Origin of the sequence: Vibrio sp. HA2012, from assembly GCF_002812955.1 — a bacterium.
In the GTDB taxonomy this organism is placed as follows: Bacteria; Pseudomonadota; Gammaproteobacteria; order Enterobacterales; family Vibrionaceae; genus Vibrio.
On sequence record NZ_PFXK01000001.1, the window covers coordinates 339,063 to 356,210 of the forward strand.

A 17,148-nucleotide genomic window follows, 5' to 3' on the forward strand; every position below is an offset into this window, starting at 1 on the left:
GAGATGAAACGAAAATTTGTTTTTACTGATCGCAATGGTATCCAGCAAACAGATATTGAGATATTCACTGATGAACCAGAGTATTATTTACAGCTTTCTATTATGAAAACCAATTTTTATCTCAGGCACAGATCATTAGAAAAAGCGTGGGTAAAAGACGAGCTGAATAAAACGGATTTTATTTATATGCCGGATGCCCGAGTAGATGGTGAGCTGATTGCTGGTACTGAAAAGCACCAAGATCTTGTCGAATATCGTTCGGCTTTGCATCAGTATGATTGTTTGGCTTCAGAAAGGCCAGTCAGGCCTGAATGGTTTAATAGTTAATGAATATCGCAAAAGCTGACTATGTGCAGCATCGTAAGAAAATACTCCCACTAATCCGGCAATCTGCACGTAAAAACCGGCACGATTTTGCTGATAACGTTGATAAGGCTCTGCTCTCTGGCAGAGCTTTTTTGTTTATAGCGGAAGATGGTTTCTTTGTTCTGGAGCCAATGGGAAAGGGAGTCGTTGAAGTCGTCTTTGCTTTTTCCTTTGGTGGTCATGCCTGCCGCGTTTACCAGCCGGTTATTGATCAACTTGCCCGGGATATCGGCGCAGATCATCTTTATTTTGAAACCACTTTGAGAGGCTTTGCCGTGTTAGCCAAAGAACTTGGGTACGTCAAACAATCACAGCGCGGTCGTGTGACTAAATGGGTGAGAGAGGTTCCTTATGGGGAAAAGTAGCAGTTCGCAAAAAGAAACGTCCTATGAAAAAGCTGCTGCTGCAGTTGCGGCAGAGCAGTGGGACATTTACGAAAACGAGTTATCTCAGTATGAAGATAATTTTATCCAGAGGGTCGGAAATTATAACTCAGACTCAAACATGGCAAACGTTAAGTCCGATACAGATCTGGCGTATAACTCAGCGTATGCCGACAACCGGGAGCAGACTGCTGAGAGTATGGCTGCATCGGGCATCGATCCAAGCAGTGGTAAGTTTCAGGGTGCTCAGGCAGATATCACAACCAGTCAGGCTATGAGTCAGGCTGATGCCGTTAACCGGGCTCAGTCTTCAGAGCAGGATAAGTATATCGCCGGATTAAGTGATGTGGTTTCTATTGGTCAGGGTGAAAAGGCTGAAGCCATGGCTGGATTAAGTGACGTTGCAAGCATGAGTGCCAGTAAAGCGGCTGGTGATGCTCAGAATGATTTTAATAGCAGAGCAGCAACTCAGCAATTGGTTGGATCCGTTGCTGGAGCCGGGTTGCGGAGTTATCAGAATTCAGTGACACAAGCTGGAAATAACAACCTTCAACCCAATAGTGCGTGGTCATTGGCTGATAACAAGAAAGATAACCCTTACATGAACACACATAACGGAGGCCGCTAATGGGCGTTGCATCTGATACGTATGCGCAACTAACCAGAGATATGTATGACGACTGGTATCAACGTTTTTACCCAAGACAAAAAGAGCTGCTGGAGAAGACCCAAACCGGAGAGCTGTTAAACGAACAATTAGCCCGGGCGGATGAAAATGCAGCTGGCTCTCTTTCTGATGCGCAGGAAGCTGAGTCCAACAAAATGGCGCGCTATGGGTTAAGTTCCGGAGTGGATTCAGGTCAGAAAGCCAAGCTGGCACTTTCCAATGCAGCAACCAAGAACAGTCTTCGTGATTATGAAAAAGATCGCTCTATGAGTGTGTTGTCCGGTGCCGGATATGCACTTAAAGATGCCGCCTCATCGTCTAACAGTTAAGGGAAGCACTATGTCATACAGTTTATTAAGTCTGGCAAACGACACAAAGAAAAATGCTATGCAGGGGCTGCGGGATGCCGCTGTCCGGGAGACGGAACGGGAAGCCAATAATGAAAAGCTGAAAGCCGCAGAACAGCAGCAGACGATGGGTGCTGTTGGGGCTGGCGCGAGTATTGGTGCATCAGTCGGTGGTCCATGGGGAGCCGTCATCGGTGCCGGGGTAGGACTTATTGCAGGGGAGTTATTCTAATGAGTGGATTAGATACACGCGGGTTTATGGACGGGGCGCTTCGCGGATATGACCTTATGGACAGGCATTATGCCCGGGAGACATCATTGCGTCAGGCTGATGAACGGATGAAGATGGCTAAGGCCAGTCATGAAATGGGGCTAAAACAGGCCGACCAGCAAATGAGGCTGGCTGCTGAACGATCTGCGCAGGATAAGGCTAAATTTGAATACGATTACGGTACGGTTGGTGAGGATGGGCAGCGGACTGGTGGTCGTCTGGCGGATGCTGATGAACGGGCAAAAAAAGAGTCAGAGGCCACATTAAAGCTACGCGATGCTCAGTTGAAAGCAAGTGAATCCACAATTGAGATGAATAACTACAACTTCACTCAGAGCAAGAAAAAGAACTACATCTCTGAAAACTTGCCTCTTATTCAGCAAATGTGGAAGAGATCTAATGAAACCGGTGAGTTCGATGATATTTTCGATAATCCTAATATTAAGGGTGGGGCTTATGATCCACGGCGTTATCTGGATAAAAAAGTGAATGCCGCATTTGATACTATTGAAGAAAAACTGCCTCAGATCGTAAAGGGTAATGGCAGTTATGAAGACCCTGAATTTGTAGATGCACTTGGCGTGATGTACCAGAATCAGATCAAAGGCGCAGTCGGGCAGCAGGATCCCATTACCGGTAAAACCATCAAAGACGCCAAGCTTGGCAGTGTGCATCTGGCTCAGGATATTAATCCCGATATACCAGGTGATCAGCCGGGAATTGTGTTGACCACACTGGTGAACTACGGTGATGGTAAATGGGTGGCAAAACCGATCACCAATAACCGTAGTACGGATCCAAACGATACGGTTAAAGTCATTCCGCTTGAAACAGCGATGCAGGATATTACCACTCAACTTGGATTACGCCGACAAGCCTCCACATCAAAGGCTTATCAGCAGCTGTTTGGTACAAAGAATAAGGATAGTGAAAATAAGCTGGATGATGCGTTAATTGATCTGGAAACGGAAAAAGCTAAGGCAATCGGAAAGCTGGACAAATCTGTCTTGTCTGATGAGCAATATCAGTCAACCGTTCAGCAAATTAATGCACAGTTTGAACAATCAAAGCAGACCTTAACGCGTCAGTTATCTGGATCTTCGTCTGATGATACGGGCAGTCATCATTCAGCCCAAACCAGTGTACCTACATGGGCAAACGGTGATCAGAAAAAGCTCGCCTTTGCCAAAGCATTACAGGCTCAGGGGATGGATGTCCGTTCTTTAACACCGGATGAACTGCAATCAAGATACGATGCAGCGTTAACAATGAAAGCAAACAAAAATGTGGACAATGGACTGGTTGCCAGATTTAAAAAAGAGCCTGATTATATTCCGCCTGGAAAACGTGAAGAGCCCAATCCTTATCAAGTCGTTGCCGGCTCTAACTTAGGGCAATACGGTCTGAATGATGTCGTTAATGACATTAATCATCTCGGAGGGAATGGGAACAGAGGCGTGAAGCCTTATGGATATTGATTAGAACAAGCCCTGAAGAGGGCTTGTTTTTTATAATTCAGCGATATGGGAAAGAGTTTCTGGGTGTCGCTGAACGAGTTTTAGCAGGGTTATTGCTTGCCCGTTAGGTGCACTGCGGCCCTGTTCCCAGTTCTCTAACGTTCTCGCTGAGGTGTGAAGTAGGTTCGCAAAAACACCACGAGATATATTTAATGTTTCACGAATATTTAAAATCTCTTTTGGCGAAATATTCAGTTCTTTAATTTCATCCGCTTTATGAGTTTTAAGCGTCAGTTTACCTTCAGAGTGTTGCTTGGCTTCAGCAAGCGATGAGCTTAGCTCAGCAAACAGGTCACGATTGCTCATTACGCCATTCTTCATAAATCCAATTCTTATATAGCTTTAAGCCAGTGGTTGTCTCGTTCTTCGAGAACTATATCAATCATCAGGACTTCAGCTTCGGCATTAGCTAACTTTTGAAGTAGTAGGCCTAAATTACTGTCTTCATCGATAGACTCAAGGAATAGTTGTCTCATTGTCGCATCAACGTTTTTAGGGATTGAGGTTTCACCTTTCTCCCAGCGACCAACTGTTTGCTGGTCAACGCCGAGCAGCTCTCCAAGCACTCGTCTTGAATGGTTGAAGTGTTGACGTAAAAACTTAAATTCGCTTCCTGTTAGTGGCTGGTTTTTTTCTACAAGCTGAATAGCAATGGCAATATGCAAGCCATTCATATCATCAATGCTTAGGTATTCTTCACCATCGATAATTTCCAGAGTGTAGCCATTCTTTAGATGCACATTGGGTAAACCACACTCTTTGTAGTGGTATAATGCATTCATTGTTGTACTCCAATCCTATATAACCTGTTAAGTATTTGTAATAATTATGTTTATATATTTATAACTGTAATTATAAAAATTTGCGGGTCATCTTCGTGACGCTTGAGTGTTAAAGGCACTCTGATTGATTCTCCAGAGGCAATGCCTTCAACGTTCATTTTCCAATCGCCTCTTTCCGTCTGGTATGGACCTTCATGAAAGCGATTGGATGTACTTTTTAACACACACAAGACCTGTTGAATGGTAATATCTCTTTCTTCAAGCCTTTCCCTTGCGTGTTTAGAAAACTTCACTCTTCCTGTGTGGTTTTCTGCCAGATCCCGAAGAATTCGTTTAGCGGACTTGGCTGTTAACGGAAACTCAGCAATCGTTAAAGGTTCTGATTTACTCATTCAGTGACTTTGCCTAGCTTTGTATTTGTATCATTTTGATATAAGGATGAACGATATATGAGAATTCGTCAATAAAAACATATCAATTTGATATAAATTATCCAACCCATTGACAAACTACCAACACGCACCTTATTCTACAAAGGCACTGGCAAAATCCAGTGCCGGGATTGGTCTCCCGCAAGTTCTAAGGCGCGTGTCGCCAACTAAGTGTTGGTTTTTTTATGCGTAAAATCCAAGTTCAGAATAAGTAACTTGTTGAAACTAAAGCAAACCCGAATTTTCGGGACTGCAGAATAAGTCTTATGGTGGACTGGATGAGGGCACGAAAGTGCACCGTTTCCTTAGAGCGGCAAGACCAACCTCGTTCAGTTCACCACCCATTGAATTGGTCTTCGTGTGTGGTGATCTCAAAATAATCTAAGGGGTCAACCATGAATACAACTTCAATTTCCATTACATCTGCAAAAACGTCAGACCTAGTTTTTATATCTCAAACTAATGAGTTAGTAACTGATTCATTCCACGTAGCTAAGTATTTTGGTAAGCGCCACGACCACGTACTTGAGAAGATAAAAAACTTGGCCTGCACCCCTGATTTCACAGCCCGCAATTTTGCGGTTTGCCATAAAAACAATGACTTACAAAATGGAAAGATTCAGCCTTTCTACCAAATGACCAAAGACGGGTTTATATTTTTGGTGATGGGCTTCACCGGAAAGCGAGCTGCACTAGTTAAAGAAGCTTATATTAATGCCTTTAATCAAATGGCAGATCAACTCAACAAAAAAGCCGCTGAATTACCATCGCCATCTCAGCCCCTCAGTTACTCTACCCGAGTTGCGCTAACGATTGAAAACGGTCATGTGGTGAATTCCAGTCCTATCCCGGACGATGCTTTCATCGTAACGAAAAATCGCCTCTGCGCTCTGTTAAATGAACCGGGCTTATTCTCAATAGAAGAAATGGCTCAACTGGCACAATGTTCAAGTCGTAGACTGGCTGAACTGGCTCAGGCATTTGCCAGATTAAACTGATACCCGCTTTGCTTGAATCTGAACCCTGCCTTTTCGGTGGGGTTTCATCAACAAACAGAATTTGCCTAATGAGTAAAAAGGGTGTAATTTTTACTCATGATTAAATTTGAGTTTGATGAAAACAAAAGTAGAAGTAATCTCGAAAAACACGGTATTGATTTCCATACAGCTCAAGGGTTGTGGAATGATTCAGACCTTATCGAGATTCCTGCTAACACTAGTGATGAACCAAGATATTTGGTCGTTGGCTTACTAAACGGTAAGCATTGGTCAGGAGTAATAACCTACCGAGACACAAATATCAGGATCATCTCTGTTCGACGCTCACGGAAAACGGAGGTAAGTCTTTATGAAAGCGCATGAATTTGATGCCAAGTTTGAAAGTGACGACGATGATGTGGTAATGGACTTAGATCTGTCGCAAGCCAAAAGACCAATGCATAAGCAAAAAAGAGTCAATGTGGATTTTCCAGCTTGGATGCTTGAATCTCTTGATAGAGAAGCAAGTCGTATTGGCGTAACCCGTCAGTCAATCATTAAAATTTGGCTGGCAGAAAGGTTAGAAAGTGTATCCCATCATTCAAGTCTGAGATAAAAGGTACACGAAGAATTTAAAGGGGTTTCCAGTGTGAGACGCAATAGAAAAGTAATTTACTCAGAATTGCTTTTTGCCGAAAACTGGGGGTATATTGTCCCATCATTGAATAACTCTGCTTACAGGCCGCTCCTTCGGGACGCGGCCTTTTTTTATGCCTATTCTTCGGAGAATAACCAATGCAAGATAACGCATTACTTGGTGAAAACCCTAACGCTACTGTTAGTGCTCAGACAGATATGAGCTTTGATCTTCCTGATAATTTTGAACAGGAGTACCAAAAACGGCAAACACTTAAAGCCCCGGCTAAAGATTACGATATTACAGGCGGAGATTTTGTAAAGTCTGTCGGCGTCGGGGCGCTTGGTATGGTTTCCGGATTGGGGGAACTGTCCGAGCAATTAACGGGCTATGGCGAGGGATTGCGTGATGTGGCTCAGTCCGGGTCGGATTACCTGGTCGATTCCATGACTGATGACGGTAAAGCCGCTTTGAGTGCAGAACTGTTTACTGAAAAAGATGGCAAATTAGGTGTCGGTCAGGGTGCTGGTGATATTGATGTCTGGGCAATGAAGTTTGCTCAGGGAATCGGTTCTCTTGCTGGCGGTATGATCCCCGGTGGTGCAGCTGGCAGTGTAACCAGAATGGTTGCCTCTTCCATGTTAAAGCGGGGAGCGTCTAAGCTTGTCGCTGAGCAGGTTGCCTCAAGGACGGCCTCTATTCTTGGGGAAACGGCGGCAACAGGCACCTTTATTGCTGGCTCTCATGGTAGTGCTATGCAGGATGGTCGCCAGCAGGTTTTGGATATGGATGCCGGTTGGCTGGCCGATAATTCCGAGCATTTTCAGAATTCGTTAAGCCGTATTGTGAATGATCCTAACAATCAGGGGATGAGCAGTACGGAAATGGTGAATCTTGCTAAAGAAGAAACAGCTAACTTTGTCAGTAAAACTATTATGGGTGATCCAGCTACCATTGCTGCGTCTATTGCCGGTGCATACGGTGATAAATTGCTTTTTGGCGCTGTGGCCGGAAAAGCCAGTAAAGGCATATTGAAAGGTGCAGGCAAGGGAGCATTAACTGAGGCCAGCACTGAAGCGTTGGAAAATGTCGGTCAGACGTATGGTACTAATGTTGCCATGAATGAGGTTGCCGGTACGAATCGTGATCCATGGGAAGGAGCGGCAAAAAATGCTCTGGAAGGTGCGGCAATTGGTGCGTTAACCGGTTCGGTACCGGGTGCTGTCGGTGGGATGCGCGGTAAGAGTGACAATGTAACTGAAGAACCAGAGAATAACGATACTCAGGAATCAGAAGAACCAGAAGTTGAGCCGGTACAAGGTCATGTTGACCCTATACCAGAACAGCCTATAAAAACTCAAGTCGAAGCGCTTACCGAAACGCCATTGCCAGCTCAACAAGCAGAACAACCTCAAGATGATTACCAGCCTTTCAGCTCTGCTAAACCGGCAGCATTAGTAACTGATCTAAATAAAGCCATTGAAGAATTAAAAACTCAGGATCGAAGTGATGAACGGGCAAGGCAGGCAAGACAAGATCTTGCCCGGTATGCAGATACCCTGACGAATCCGGACAACCTTCAGCCTGATGTTTTGGAAGCGGTACGGCAAAACGCTAAGCAGATCGTGGATAACTACTGGGGGGTGGCTCCGGAGACAGAACCAGAACAGAGTCAAAAGCAGGAGCCGCTGAATGTCGATAGTAATAATTCACAACAGGATGATCCTGAACAACAGGTTCAGAAGCAGCAGCTTTCTGATGCGATTAGCCGTGGAGAACTTGGATTTGCAGACGAAGAGGCTCAGCGGAATGCTCGTTTTGCTGAAGGGTTGCAAAAGGCAATGGAAATTAGCCCAGCGGCCGTTCTGCAGGTAGCACAAGGAAGAAGAGAGGGGCGATTTAGTCAGGAACGGGCTATTCATGCACTTCAAATGGTGATCAACTCTGTTAGTTCCCAAGATACGAATACGCAGCCAGTCACTGATCCTGATAGTGAGCGTGAACTGGAACTAAGAACAGCGGCCAATCGGGAACGGGTTCATCGTGGCGATTACGAATCCCAGCCGGAAACTGAACGGGTTAAGAATGGCTTTAAGTGGCAGCAAAATCAGGAGCATACCAGTGCGTTTTATCGGGATGCAGGGAAAGAGCGTTCAGTGAATGAGCCGTTTGCCTCCGGTATTGAAAATCAACATGCCCCAGCGGGTACAGTTCTTATTGAAGATGAAGACACAAAAAGAGCCTCAGAAGGTCGCCTGACGAGAAGCCAGATCGATGATCTCAAATCTCACGCTGCAAATCGCCAACAAGAACGGACTAATCACCCCATCAAAACCGGTATGACGAAACGCTTACGCCGGAAAATTCAACGTTCAAAAGGCTTCGATACAGAAACGGTACTGGATGAGTTCCGTAACAGTGAAAAACGCCTACAGGCTTATCAGAATGAGGCAAGAATTCAGGCGGAGCGAGAGGCGAAAAATCCGGAAAACATTCAGCGTAGAAAATCAGCTCAGGCATTGTTTGAAGAAAAGATTTCCTCTCCGGAGGCGAAACAGTTCGCGGAAAGTCTGATCACTGATTCCATTAAGCGAGTAGATGAAACTCTGAATAAAAGTGCCGGTACAGTGCTTGAAATGGATGGGCAACAGATTTCTTTACCAAAAGTGAAAGGCCAGATGGCAAACAGTATTCGTAATCTGGCGAATAAGTTTATTGGTAAGACTGCAGCACTGGATGAAAACTTGAGAGCGAAGCGGGCGGTGAGTGAAGAGTCAAAGTCAGAAGAACCCTCACAAATTAGAGAGCCTGAACAGAAAATTGAAGATTTTGGCGAGAAAATTGGAGATGCGAGAAAAGACGTTTGGGCTGATTATGCTGCAGTTCTTTCTCATATGGAAAACACAGGTGATGTTCCGCTGAGTAAATCATTCCCTGAACCGGATTACAAAAAGCTCGTTGATAATGGTCTGAGCAAGGATACAGCCGCACTTATTGCTGTACTGCGAAATTCTTTACCAACAAAACCAAGAGTGGCTCATCGGCTTGGTGTGTGGGTGAATCATACTAATGGTGTAAAAGAGTTTGTGGCTGGGTTGCTGGATGGTTCTAAGCGAATAGAAGACTTATCTCAAAAGTATGTTGCCTACCGTGAATCCAGTCAGGATATTCTGAGAACATTACCCAGTCTAGCTAAAGCAGATCTATCGGTATTGAAAGAAGCGTCTAATTACCGGATAACGTCCGGAAGTTATTCTATGTTTGGGGGAAAACGCTACAGTCCATCCAAAACTTTCTATCATATTTCGTATAAAGGAAAAGAGCAGACCTCTACAGCTAGCGAAAATCTGAATGATGTACAGCAGACGTTGGATAACTTGATCGCTGATTTGAACCAGAATGGCGTGAAAGAAAAACAATCCAATATCGGGGTATATCAGGATCGCCATACTAAACAGGTGTTTTTGGGTTGGAAGGGAAGTAAAGGTGTTCTTCGTATTCAGAACTTCGACACATCCAAGATCGCGCGTGATTATCTGAACATACACCGGGATAAGGTAGAAGATCGGCTGGCTAAGTTGAAGAGAATACCTAACCTGCGTAGAGAAAGTAATTCAGTTAGGGTTGGTCCAAGTCGATATAACGGTAATGTTACTCCGGATTTATTTGCAAAAGAATTTGGTTTCAGAGGGGTAGAGTTTGGCAATTGGGTTGAACAAGGTAAGCGCCAGCGTGATCTGAATGATGCGTATGACGGGTTGATGGATTTAGCTGAAATTCTTGGGATCCCGCCAAAGGCAATTTCTCTTAACGGTGAGCTTGGGCTGGCATTTGGTGCTCGTGGTAAAGGTGGGAAAGATCCTGCATCAGCGCATTATGAACCGGGTAAAGTGGTTATCAACTTAACCAAAAAAGCAGGGGCAGGCAGTCTGGCTCATGAGTGGTTTCATGCATTAGACCATTACTTTGGTCGAAGTGGTGGCCCATCGGATTCATTCATCTCTGAATCTCCTTATATAAAACGAACCGGACAGCGAGAGCAGGTTCAAAATGCTTTTAAAGAACTTTCAAAGGTGTTGGTTAATAGTGATTTGGAATCGCGCAGCCGGGAACTGGATAAAACAAAGAGTAAGCAGTATTACTCTGAAGTTGTAGAACTGGGGGCACGTTCTTTTGAAAGTTACATCATCGATCAATTATATAAGCAGGACATGAGCAATGACTATTTAGCTAATATTACATCTGAGGAAGGTTGGAATGCGCTAAATGAGCTTGAAGATAGTATTCATCCTTATCCCTATCCAACGGTTTCAGATAAAGAAATTATTTTCCCAGCTTTTGAAAATTTGTTCACTGTTCTGGAGACCAAACCAACAGATAAAGGGATTGCTTTATTCTCCCGAGAATCAGTTACCCATGATAAACCATCAACAGGCATGACTCTGAAGGGAGCCAAACTTGCAGCAGATCAATGGCTGAGGGACTACAAAGGCGGAGCCGGCGTAAAAGTCACAGTCGTAAAAACGCAAGCGGAAGCCGAAGGAATCATGGGTATGCAGTTTGATGGCAGTGTTGTACATGCACTTTATAGAGATTCCACCGGTGAAGTGGTTGTGGTAGCAGATAACATTGCGAACCCTAAAGAACTGCGTAAAAAGCTGCGTCATGAAATTCTGGTTCACCATGGACTGAAAGCCGTGGTGGGAGACAGTGAGTATCAAAATATTCTGACTCGTATTTATCGTGGCAGGAATTCCCCTTATCTGAAAGAGCTGTGGGAGCACATAGGCACGCATTACGGACAGGCCAGTCCGATTGACCAGGTAGAAGAAGTTTTGGCGTATGCAGCCGAATCAGAGCGAACCCGGGTTCAGCAATGGTTTGATGGTATTGTTGAGATGATTGCTCATGCTCTGCGTAAAGTCGGCCTGATGAAGCCGTCAGATATGACGAAAGCTGAACTGAATAACATCATTAAAACCCTGACTGACCGAACAAAAGCGGTTGAACATTGGTTAGATCCAGCTCAGAACCCTAAACCTAATTCATCAACTAAGTTGTCTCAGGCGAAGTTTTCTAAATCCTCTCGGGTTCCGGATGATGTAAAGGTGATTAAAGGAGAGCCGATTAAAGGGCAGACTATTAAAGAGAAGCGTTTATACGCTCAGCAGCAAGGTTTTAAGCATGCAGGCTTATATATCAACAAAGATAGTGGTTTTGAGATAACAGTTGGTCGTAAAGGGGTCAAACACACGACAGCCAGAAAGGCGTTTGATGACTTGCTTTCCTCTATGAAATTCCTGGATAAAATAATTGAAGATTCAAGCTATCTGGGAACCGAGTCAGACAATAAGGGCAACGCCAATGTAAAAGCTCATCACTACTTTGGTATTAAGTACGAGGTAAATGGAAACACGCATGACGTTGTTGTCGATGTAAGGGAAATGCCGGACGGAAAGTTTTACTACGATCATTCTTTTGAGAGGGAGTTATCAGCTTCCGGTGACAACAGTTCAGGGCCATTGCCTACTTCCCCTAGAACCCGTAACAATACTAGCAGAGTTGCGGAAGCTGAAGGTTTATCAGACTCAGATGACGACAGTTCGGGGCCGCGCCTACTCACACAAGGACCCATAATCCCAAGCATGGGGGCTGAACCTGACACTTCAAATATAAGCAGTGCCGCTAAAAAAATCAACAACTCAGACGGTGATATAAAATTTTCCAAAACCCGGAAAATGACACTGGACGAAGCACTGGCTCAGGATACACCACACGAGCGGTTCACCGGTGTTTTGAATGCTATTTCCCGGGGAATGAATCGACTGAAAGAGTCTAAGGTTGGTGGTGCAATCCGTGGGGATATTGGTTTAGGGGCGATTACCCTTCGTCAATTAGCCGATCTGGCAAAAGATAAGTTGCCACAGCTGAGCCAGTATGTGGATACAGTTCATCTAATGCTTACCCGCCGAAACCAGCTGGCCTTTGATGCCCATGATATGGCTGATGGTATTCGCAAATGGGCGGCAAAAAACCGGAAGCATGCGGATGAAATGTTTGATATTGCTCATCTGGCGACGGTCGAAGGGGTAGATCCCGAGCAGCCGTTTAAGTCAGCAAAAGAGACAATAGAAAAACGGATCCAGCATTTAGAACTGGTGAATCAGGGAAGCCATAAAACCAATGAACAAATGGCTGAACTGAAAGAGCTTACGAATATGCTGAAGGCTGAGCCCAATCGGAAAAAGAAGCATGCTCAACTTAAAAAGCGGTTTGATAAATTGCCTGAAGAAGCCAAGCAACATTACCGGGCAATGCGTGATAAATACAAAGAGCGGCATGATCTGTATAAACGATTACTGGAAGAGCAGATCAGTAATGCTGCTGTTGATGGTCGCATTAAAAGGACGCGTATCGCTGATATGAAATCTCAGTTTGAGCTCCAGGAAGTGATGGCCCCTTATTTCCCACTATCCCGTTTTGGTGATTACTGGATCAGTGTCGCTGACGAGAACGGCGAAAAACGATTCATGATGTATGAAAGCGAGAAGCAGCAGCAAGAAGCCAAAAAGAAACTGGAATCTCAGGGTTATGATGTGTTCTCTGGATATAAGCTGGATAAAGACCCAAGAATGGAAGGTGCAAGCTTAGGCTTTGTGGTTGATCTGATGAGTAAGGTTGAAGAAGCCAAGCTGAACGAGGTGAAAAAGGCGGAACTGAAAGACGCCATTTATCAGATGTACCTGCAGGCATTGCCTAGCCGCTCTATGCGTAAGCAGTTCATGCACCGTCAGAAAGTGAAAGGGTGGAGTAATGATGCTTTACGTGCACTGGCCGAGAACATGGTGAAAGGTTCTTACCAGTTAGCTCGTTTGGAGTACGCTGATGAACTTACCCGGTTAGCCAGCGAGACTGCAAAAACTGCAGGTAAAAGTGGTGATAACCAAGCTTCCCGGTATTCTAATGAGTTGATGAAGCGTCATGAATGGGTGATGAATCCTAAGCATTCTTCAGGGGCTCAGAAAATCACCTCTCTCGGGTTCCTGTATATGCTCGGCTTCTCTCCTGCTGCAGCGGCAATTAACACTACTCAGAACTTTGTCGTCGCTCTTCCTATGATCGGCAGTAAATTCGGATTCGCGGCAGCAAGCCGGGAACTGGGTAAAGCGACCATGGAATTTATTCATGCTAAAGGTAGCATCAAGAGTAAGCTAACAAATCTGGATGAACTGGCGGCATTTGATCACTGGTACGACAGCGGCTTATTGGATGCTACAAATGCCCATGATCTGGCGGGAATGGCGGAAGGGCAAAATTGGAAATACAACCCGGCATACGAGAAGTTTTCCGGCTGGATGTCGGCATTGTTCCATAAAGCCGAAGTCTTTAACCGGGAAACTACTGCTCTGGCCGGTTATCGCCTTGCTCGTAAAAATGGCACGCCCCATAACGAAGCGGTTCAGTACGCAGAGAAAATGACCTGGGATGCTCATTTTGACTATACCAACGTGAACCGTGCGCGCTACATGCAGTCACCGACCATGAAGGTGGCTACTCAGTTTAAGCAATACAGCCAGAATATGACCTATTACCTGATGCGTAATGCTTATCTGTCTATGAAAGGTATGGACGAGAAGGAACGCTCAGGAGCCAGAAAACAGCTTATTGGTACGCTTGGTGTCACAGCTCTATTGGCTGGGATCTCTGCTTTACCACTTAGCCTGATTTACGGTGTTGCTAATGGCTTGAATGCTGTCTTTGGTGATGATGACGAGCCGTATGATGCCGAAACCGAATTTAAAACTTATCTGGCGGATGTATTCGGCTCTGATATGGCAGACAAGATCATCTATGGTGCCGGCGGCGCTGGCTTGTCTCCACGTATTTCGCTGGATGGTATGTGGCTTAGGGATGCTAACCGGGATATGGAAGGGGAAGACACTTGGAGTTTTTATGCTAAGCAGGCAGCAGGTCCAGTTCTTGGCGGTATCTTGGTACAAGCAATGATAGCTAAGGATAAAATGGCTGATGGAGATTATTACCGGGCTATTGAGGGTATGGTTCCAAAAGTCTTCAAGGATGGCATGAAAGCTTACCGCTATGCGGAAGAGGGCGCGCTTAACAGCCGTGGTGATGCGTACCGGGAAGCGGAGGATTTCTCAACGTTGGATCTCGGCTTGCAAGCAATGGGTATGACTCCGGATGAACTTTCCAAACAGTACCAGCTGAACAATGCCCGTAAGCAGTATGAGCAACATGTATTGGATCGCCGCTCTAATCTGATGAAAGCCTATTACCTGGCATGGAAGCAGCGAGATACCGGCCTGATGCTGGAAACCCAGAAAGCGATCGGTAAATTTAACCGGAAGTATCCGAAGCTTGCTTTAACGTCTCAGAAAATTAAACAGTCGATAAAGACTCGTCAGCGGTACAGTCAAAGAAGTTCCAGCGGGGTGAATCTGAATAAGAACCTGAGAAATTTTGAGAGTGAGGTGGTTTGGTAAAATGAATTAGTCTGAATGTAATCTGTCGGTTTCGTTTCCTCGATGTGACTAGAACTGACAGGTTGCCCTAAATCGGTTCTGCCCGTGCGACCTGAAGTCGTATGAAGCGTTGTTCACCACGATAAGAGTGAACCTGATCTGCACCAGCAATGCTGGACAACACACTAAGATATTTTTAATAAGATAAGTTATCCGAGTGAAGCTAAATTAGTTAAGCGACTAACTCAGAAATGTCCAAATGTGAGTTACGATACCAACAGGTCGCCTGTACGATCTAGTCGTGACCAACCAGTAAGATCGAGTATGAGTTACTACAGGTAAAACACAGTCTGATTAAGAATAAACCCTCCTGAAGCGGAGGGTTTAATCGAATTCTTTTCGTTCCGGATTATGCCGTTTGACACTCTTTTTCGGTCAGTTCGGGAACATCTTTTTCTAATTGAGATAGAGAATTCCAAGTCATGCCAAATCGCTCAGATGGTGTTTTGCCATTTTCGTATAGAGATGCGACAAACTTTTTGATGTCACTTCTATCTGCTTGAACGAGTTTCATGCTGAATGTTCAATGTAATCATTGACCGCTTTTTCTATCACCGCATTTAAGCTAATGCTTTTAGAAAGCGCGATCTCATTAAGTTGTGAATGCATTTCTGGTGAAATCCGTACATTAAATTTGCCAGAGAAATTCTTATACGGCTCAATGCCACGTTCCTGACACATTTCTAAAAAGATACTTAGAGACTTTGCACCTTCTTCTTCCAGCTCTGCAATGCTTTCACCGTAGAAATCCGCGCCACCGTTCAAACCCACAAACTCACCACGAAAAGTTTCAGCATCGGGATCGTAATCAATAAGAGCTTTAACTCCGCTGATAACCATTAAATTTTTCATGCCTTTACTCCGTTTCTTTCTAACCACTTCTTGACGCTTACTACTGCGCCCTTATCCGTTTCTTTGTGAGGGTGGGGACGATGAAACACTTGCACCTCACCAAATAATACTATGCCAACTCGTGAGCCTTCTCGTTCTTCTACCTCAGCGCCTAACGCCATAAAAAGAGCTTCGATGTCTGGCCATTTGATAGAACTGCTTACAGGTCGAGAAAAAATAGCCGTTAACGTTTTTCTATGTTTCTTGTTCATAAGCCCCCTCGAACCGTTAAAATAATAGTACCACTATTCAGTACCATTGCAAGCGTGTTTGATACTATTTTTTAGTACCACAATGAAAAGGTATGTGCCGGCGTCTGAATGTCTGAGAACTCGCGCCATCTGTTCAAGACTGACCTAGCGATTGCCGCATTAGTAACAATTATCAGGAGAGAGCAAAAAGATCATGATGAACTTATCTACAGTTTCAGGGGATAACTGCTGGGATAAAACAACCCCTCACCAGAGGGGCTGATATTATTAGATCAAGCAGCTTCCTGTATTAATCCGGTATGTGACAGCAATTGATAAAACGTTGAGCGATACCAGTGAGCCTGTGTCTCGTTTTGATTACGAGGATTGGATAGATTCTTACCGTAGCGTAAACCGTGTTCGGTAATTGACCAGAATTTCTTTTCTTTCCCGGATGATGATTTACGGGTTAACTGTGTGATAATGCCATGAGTAGCAAGCAGCTTGTTAAATGCCGATGCACTGATACCAGCGTTAAACTCTTTTAGCCCCTGAGTAGCTGAGAAAGTTGGTTCACTACTATCGAAAGTGGATCCGATTGGCTTATCTACGGTGTAGGCCGGGAGTGAAGCAGACGAAAGCCCGTTAATCTCAGCAATTCGCTGTAACATGCTCAGAGTGCTTGATTCAGAAAGGTGAAGCATTTCAGTGGCCGCTTTAGCGAGCATTAATTCAAGCTCAAACTTTTGCGCTATCGACGGAGATGTTTTAGTTTCCAGCTCTTTCCATCTTTTCACTAATGCTGCAGTAAATTCTGGCGATAGTTGAGCAACCACAATGTATGAGTGTTCTTCATTGACGTGATAAACGGTTAACGGACGGCCGGTACCCTTTTCCACAGTCTGTGTAAAAGTAATTAGTCCTTTACTTGAGAGTGTTTCAATAGTTCTCTTAACACTATCGTGTCGCGAGCTCACAACATCAGCAATTTCACGACTGCTCATGGTCAAAGTCTGGTCAGTAGATAGATCTGTTCTAAGGTTGATATTCATTTGGTCATTACCTCATTGGTTTAAAGAGCTTTTGTCGGCCACAAGTTGGTCGGATGGCCGAATTACGATCAGTTTAATGATCAATCAGTTTCA

The 17,148-nt window shown here is 44.7% G+C and carries 17 protein-coding genes; 10 read left to right on the forward strand and 7 right to left on the reverse strand.

Features of this window, described 5'->3' with window-relative positions; genetic code table 11:
• The first annotated feature begins 3 nt into the window (after positions 1 to 3).
• Genes CSW98_RS01580 through CSW98_RS01605 form a run of 6 tightly spaced genes read left to right on the forward strand, consistent with a single transcriptional unit; the run spans position 4 to position 3,512 of the window.
• The gene (locus CSW98_RS01580) at positions 4 to 327 is read left to right on the forward strand and encodes a hypothetical protein (protein WP_100798691.1); all 324 of its coding nucleotides are present in this window, start codon (positions 4 to 6) and stop codon (positions 325 to 327) included.
• Complete coding sequence (locus CSW98_RS01585) at positions 327 to 731, forward strand: hypothetical protein (RefSeq protein WP_100798692.1); 405 nt, start codon at positions 327 to 329, stop codon at positions 729 to 731. Before CSW98_RS01580 ends, CSW98_RS01585 begins: the two co-directional genes overlap by 1 nt.
• Entirely contained in the window at positions 718 to 1,377 is a 660-nt protein-coding gene (locus CSW98_RS01590; protein ID WP_198517254.1) for a hypothetical protein, read from the forward strand. Before CSW98_RS01585 ends, CSW98_RS01590 begins: the two co-directional genes overlap by 14 nt.
• Positions 1,377 to 1,745 (forward strand): hypothetical protein, encoded by a 369-nt coding sequence (locus CSW98_RS01595; protein WP_100798693.1) that lies wholly within the window; start codon positions 1,377 to 1,379, stop codon positions 1,743 to 1,745. Before CSW98_RS01590 ends, CSW98_RS01595 begins: the two co-directional genes overlap by 1 nt.
• Positions 1,746 to 1,755: 10 nt before the next feature.
• The gene (locus tag CSW98_RS01600; RefSeq protein ID WP_100798694.1) at positions 1,756 to 1,995 is read left to right on the forward strand and encodes a bacteriocin; all 240 of its coding nucleotides are present in this window, start codon (positions 1,756 to 1,758) and stop codon (positions 1,993 to 1,995) included.
• On the forward strand, positions 1,995 to 3,512 hold the full coding sequence (locus CSW98_RS01605) for a hypothetical protein (protein WP_100798695.1): 1,518 nt from the start codon (positions 1,995 to 1,997) through the stop codon (positions 3,510 to 3,512). The genes CSW98_RS01600 and CSW98_RS01605 overlap by 1 nt, the downstream gene beginning before the upstream one ends.
• A gap of 30 nt (positions 3,513 to 3,542) precedes the next feature.
• On the opposite strand, the gene CSW98_RS01610 is transcribed toward CSW98_RS01605, so the two are convergent.
• The 3 genes from CSW98_RS01610 to CSW98_RS01620 are packed head-to-tail and all read right to left on the reverse strand — an operon-like array spanning position 3,543 to position 4,725.
• Positions 3,543 to 3,857 (reverse strand): helix-turn-helix domain-containing protein, encoded by a 315-nt coding sequence (locus CSW98_RS01610; RefSeq protein ID WP_100798696.1) that lies wholly within the window; start codon positions 3,855 to 3,857, stop codon positions 3,543 to 3,545.
• Between the two features lie 26 nt (positions 3,858 to 3,883).
• Positions 3,884 to 4,333 (reverse strand): helix-turn-helix domain-containing protein, encoded by a 450-nt coding sequence (locus tag CSW98_RS01615; RefSeq protein ID WP_100798697.1) that lies wholly within the window; start codon positions 4,331 to 4,333, stop codon positions 3,884 to 3,886.
• A gap of 50 nt (positions 4,334 to 4,383) precedes the next feature.
• The gene (locus tag CSW98_RS01620) at positions 4,384 to 4,725 is read right to left on the reverse strand and encodes a DUF4258 domain-containing protein (protein WP_100798698.1); all 342 of its coding nucleotides are present in this window, start codon (positions 4,723 to 4,725) and stop codon (positions 4,384 to 4,386) included.
• A gap of 434 nt (positions 4,726 to 5,159) precedes the next feature.
• Here CSW98_RS01620 and CSW98_RS01625 point away from each other — a divergent pair, with 434 nt between their 5' ends.
• The 4 genes from CSW98_RS01625 to CSW98_RS01640 all read left to right on the forward strand — a co-directional run bounded on the left by CSW98_RS01625 (position 5,160) and on the right by CSW98_RS01640 (position 14,882).
• Positions 5,160 to 5,762 (forward strand): Rha family transcriptional regulator, encoded by a 603-nt coding sequence (locus CSW98_RS01625; RefSeq protein ID WP_100798699.1) that lies wholly within the window; start codon positions 5,160 to 5,162, stop codon positions 5,760 to 5,762.
• Positions 5,763 to 5,858: 96 nt separating this feature from the next.
• Positions 5,859 to 6,125, forward strand: a complete 267-nt coding sequence (locus CSW98_RS01630; protein ID WP_100798700.1) for a BrnT family toxin — start codon at positions 5,859 to 5,861, stop codon at positions 6,123 to 6,125.
• A complete protein-coding gene (gene brnA, locus CSW98_RS01635) occupies positions 6,112 to 6,357 on the forward strand; it encodes a type II toxin-antitoxin system BrnA family antitoxin (RefSeq protein ID WP_100798701.1) in 246 nt (81 codons plus the stop codon). The genes CSW98_RS01630 and brnA overlap by 14 nt, the downstream gene beginning before the upstream one ends.
• A 179-nt stretch (positions 6,358 to 6,536) precedes the next feature.
• The gene (locus CSW98_RS01640; RefSeq protein ID WP_100798702.1) at positions 6,537 to 14,882 is read left to right on the forward strand and encodes a PLxRFG domain-containing protein; all 8,346 of its coding nucleotides are present in this window, start codon (positions 6,537 to 6,539) and stop codon (positions 14,880 to 14,882) included.
• A 388-nt stretch (positions 14,883 to 15,270) separates the two neighbouring features.
• Here the strand turns inward: CSW98_RS01640 and CSW98_RS17495 are convergent, their stop codons facing one another.
• The 4 genes from CSW98_RS17495 to CSW98_RS01655 all read right to left on the reverse strand — a co-directional run bounded on the left by CSW98_RS17495 (position 15,271) and on the right by CSW98_RS01655 (position 17,007).
• Positions 15,271 to 15,435: a hypothetical protein gene (locus CSW98_RS17495; RefSeq protein ID WP_157810313.1), complete on the reverse strand. Its 165-nt coding sequence runs from the start codon at positions 15,433 to 15,435 to the stop codon at positions 15,271 to 15,273.
• The gene (locus tag CSW98_RS01645; protein ID WP_100798703.1) at positions 15,432 to 15,773 is read right to left on the reverse strand and encodes a type II toxin-antitoxin system HicB family antitoxin; all 342 of its coding nucleotides are present in this window, start codon (positions 15,771 to 15,773) and stop codon (positions 15,432 to 15,434) included. The genes CSW98_RS17495 and CSW98_RS01645 overlap by 4 nt, the downstream gene beginning before the upstream one ends.
• Positions 15,770 to 16,024 (reverse strand): type II toxin-antitoxin system HicA family toxin, encoded by a 255-nt coding sequence (locus CSW98_RS01650; RefSeq protein WP_100798704.1) that lies wholly within the window; start codon positions 16,022 to 16,024, stop codon positions 15,770 to 15,772. The genes CSW98_RS01645 and CSW98_RS01650 overlap by 4 nt, the downstream gene beginning before the upstream one ends.
• Positions 16,025 to 16,296: 272 nt before the next feature.
• Positions 16,297 to 17,007 carry a Rha family transcriptional regulator gene (locus CSW98_RS01655; RefSeq protein ID WP_198517255.1) on the reverse strand — a complete coding sequence of 237 codons (711 nt, stop codon included), beginning with the start codon at positions 17,005 to 17,007 and terminating at the stop codon, positions 16,297 to 16,299.
• Between the last annotated feature and the right edge of the window lie 141 nt (positions 17,008 to 17,148).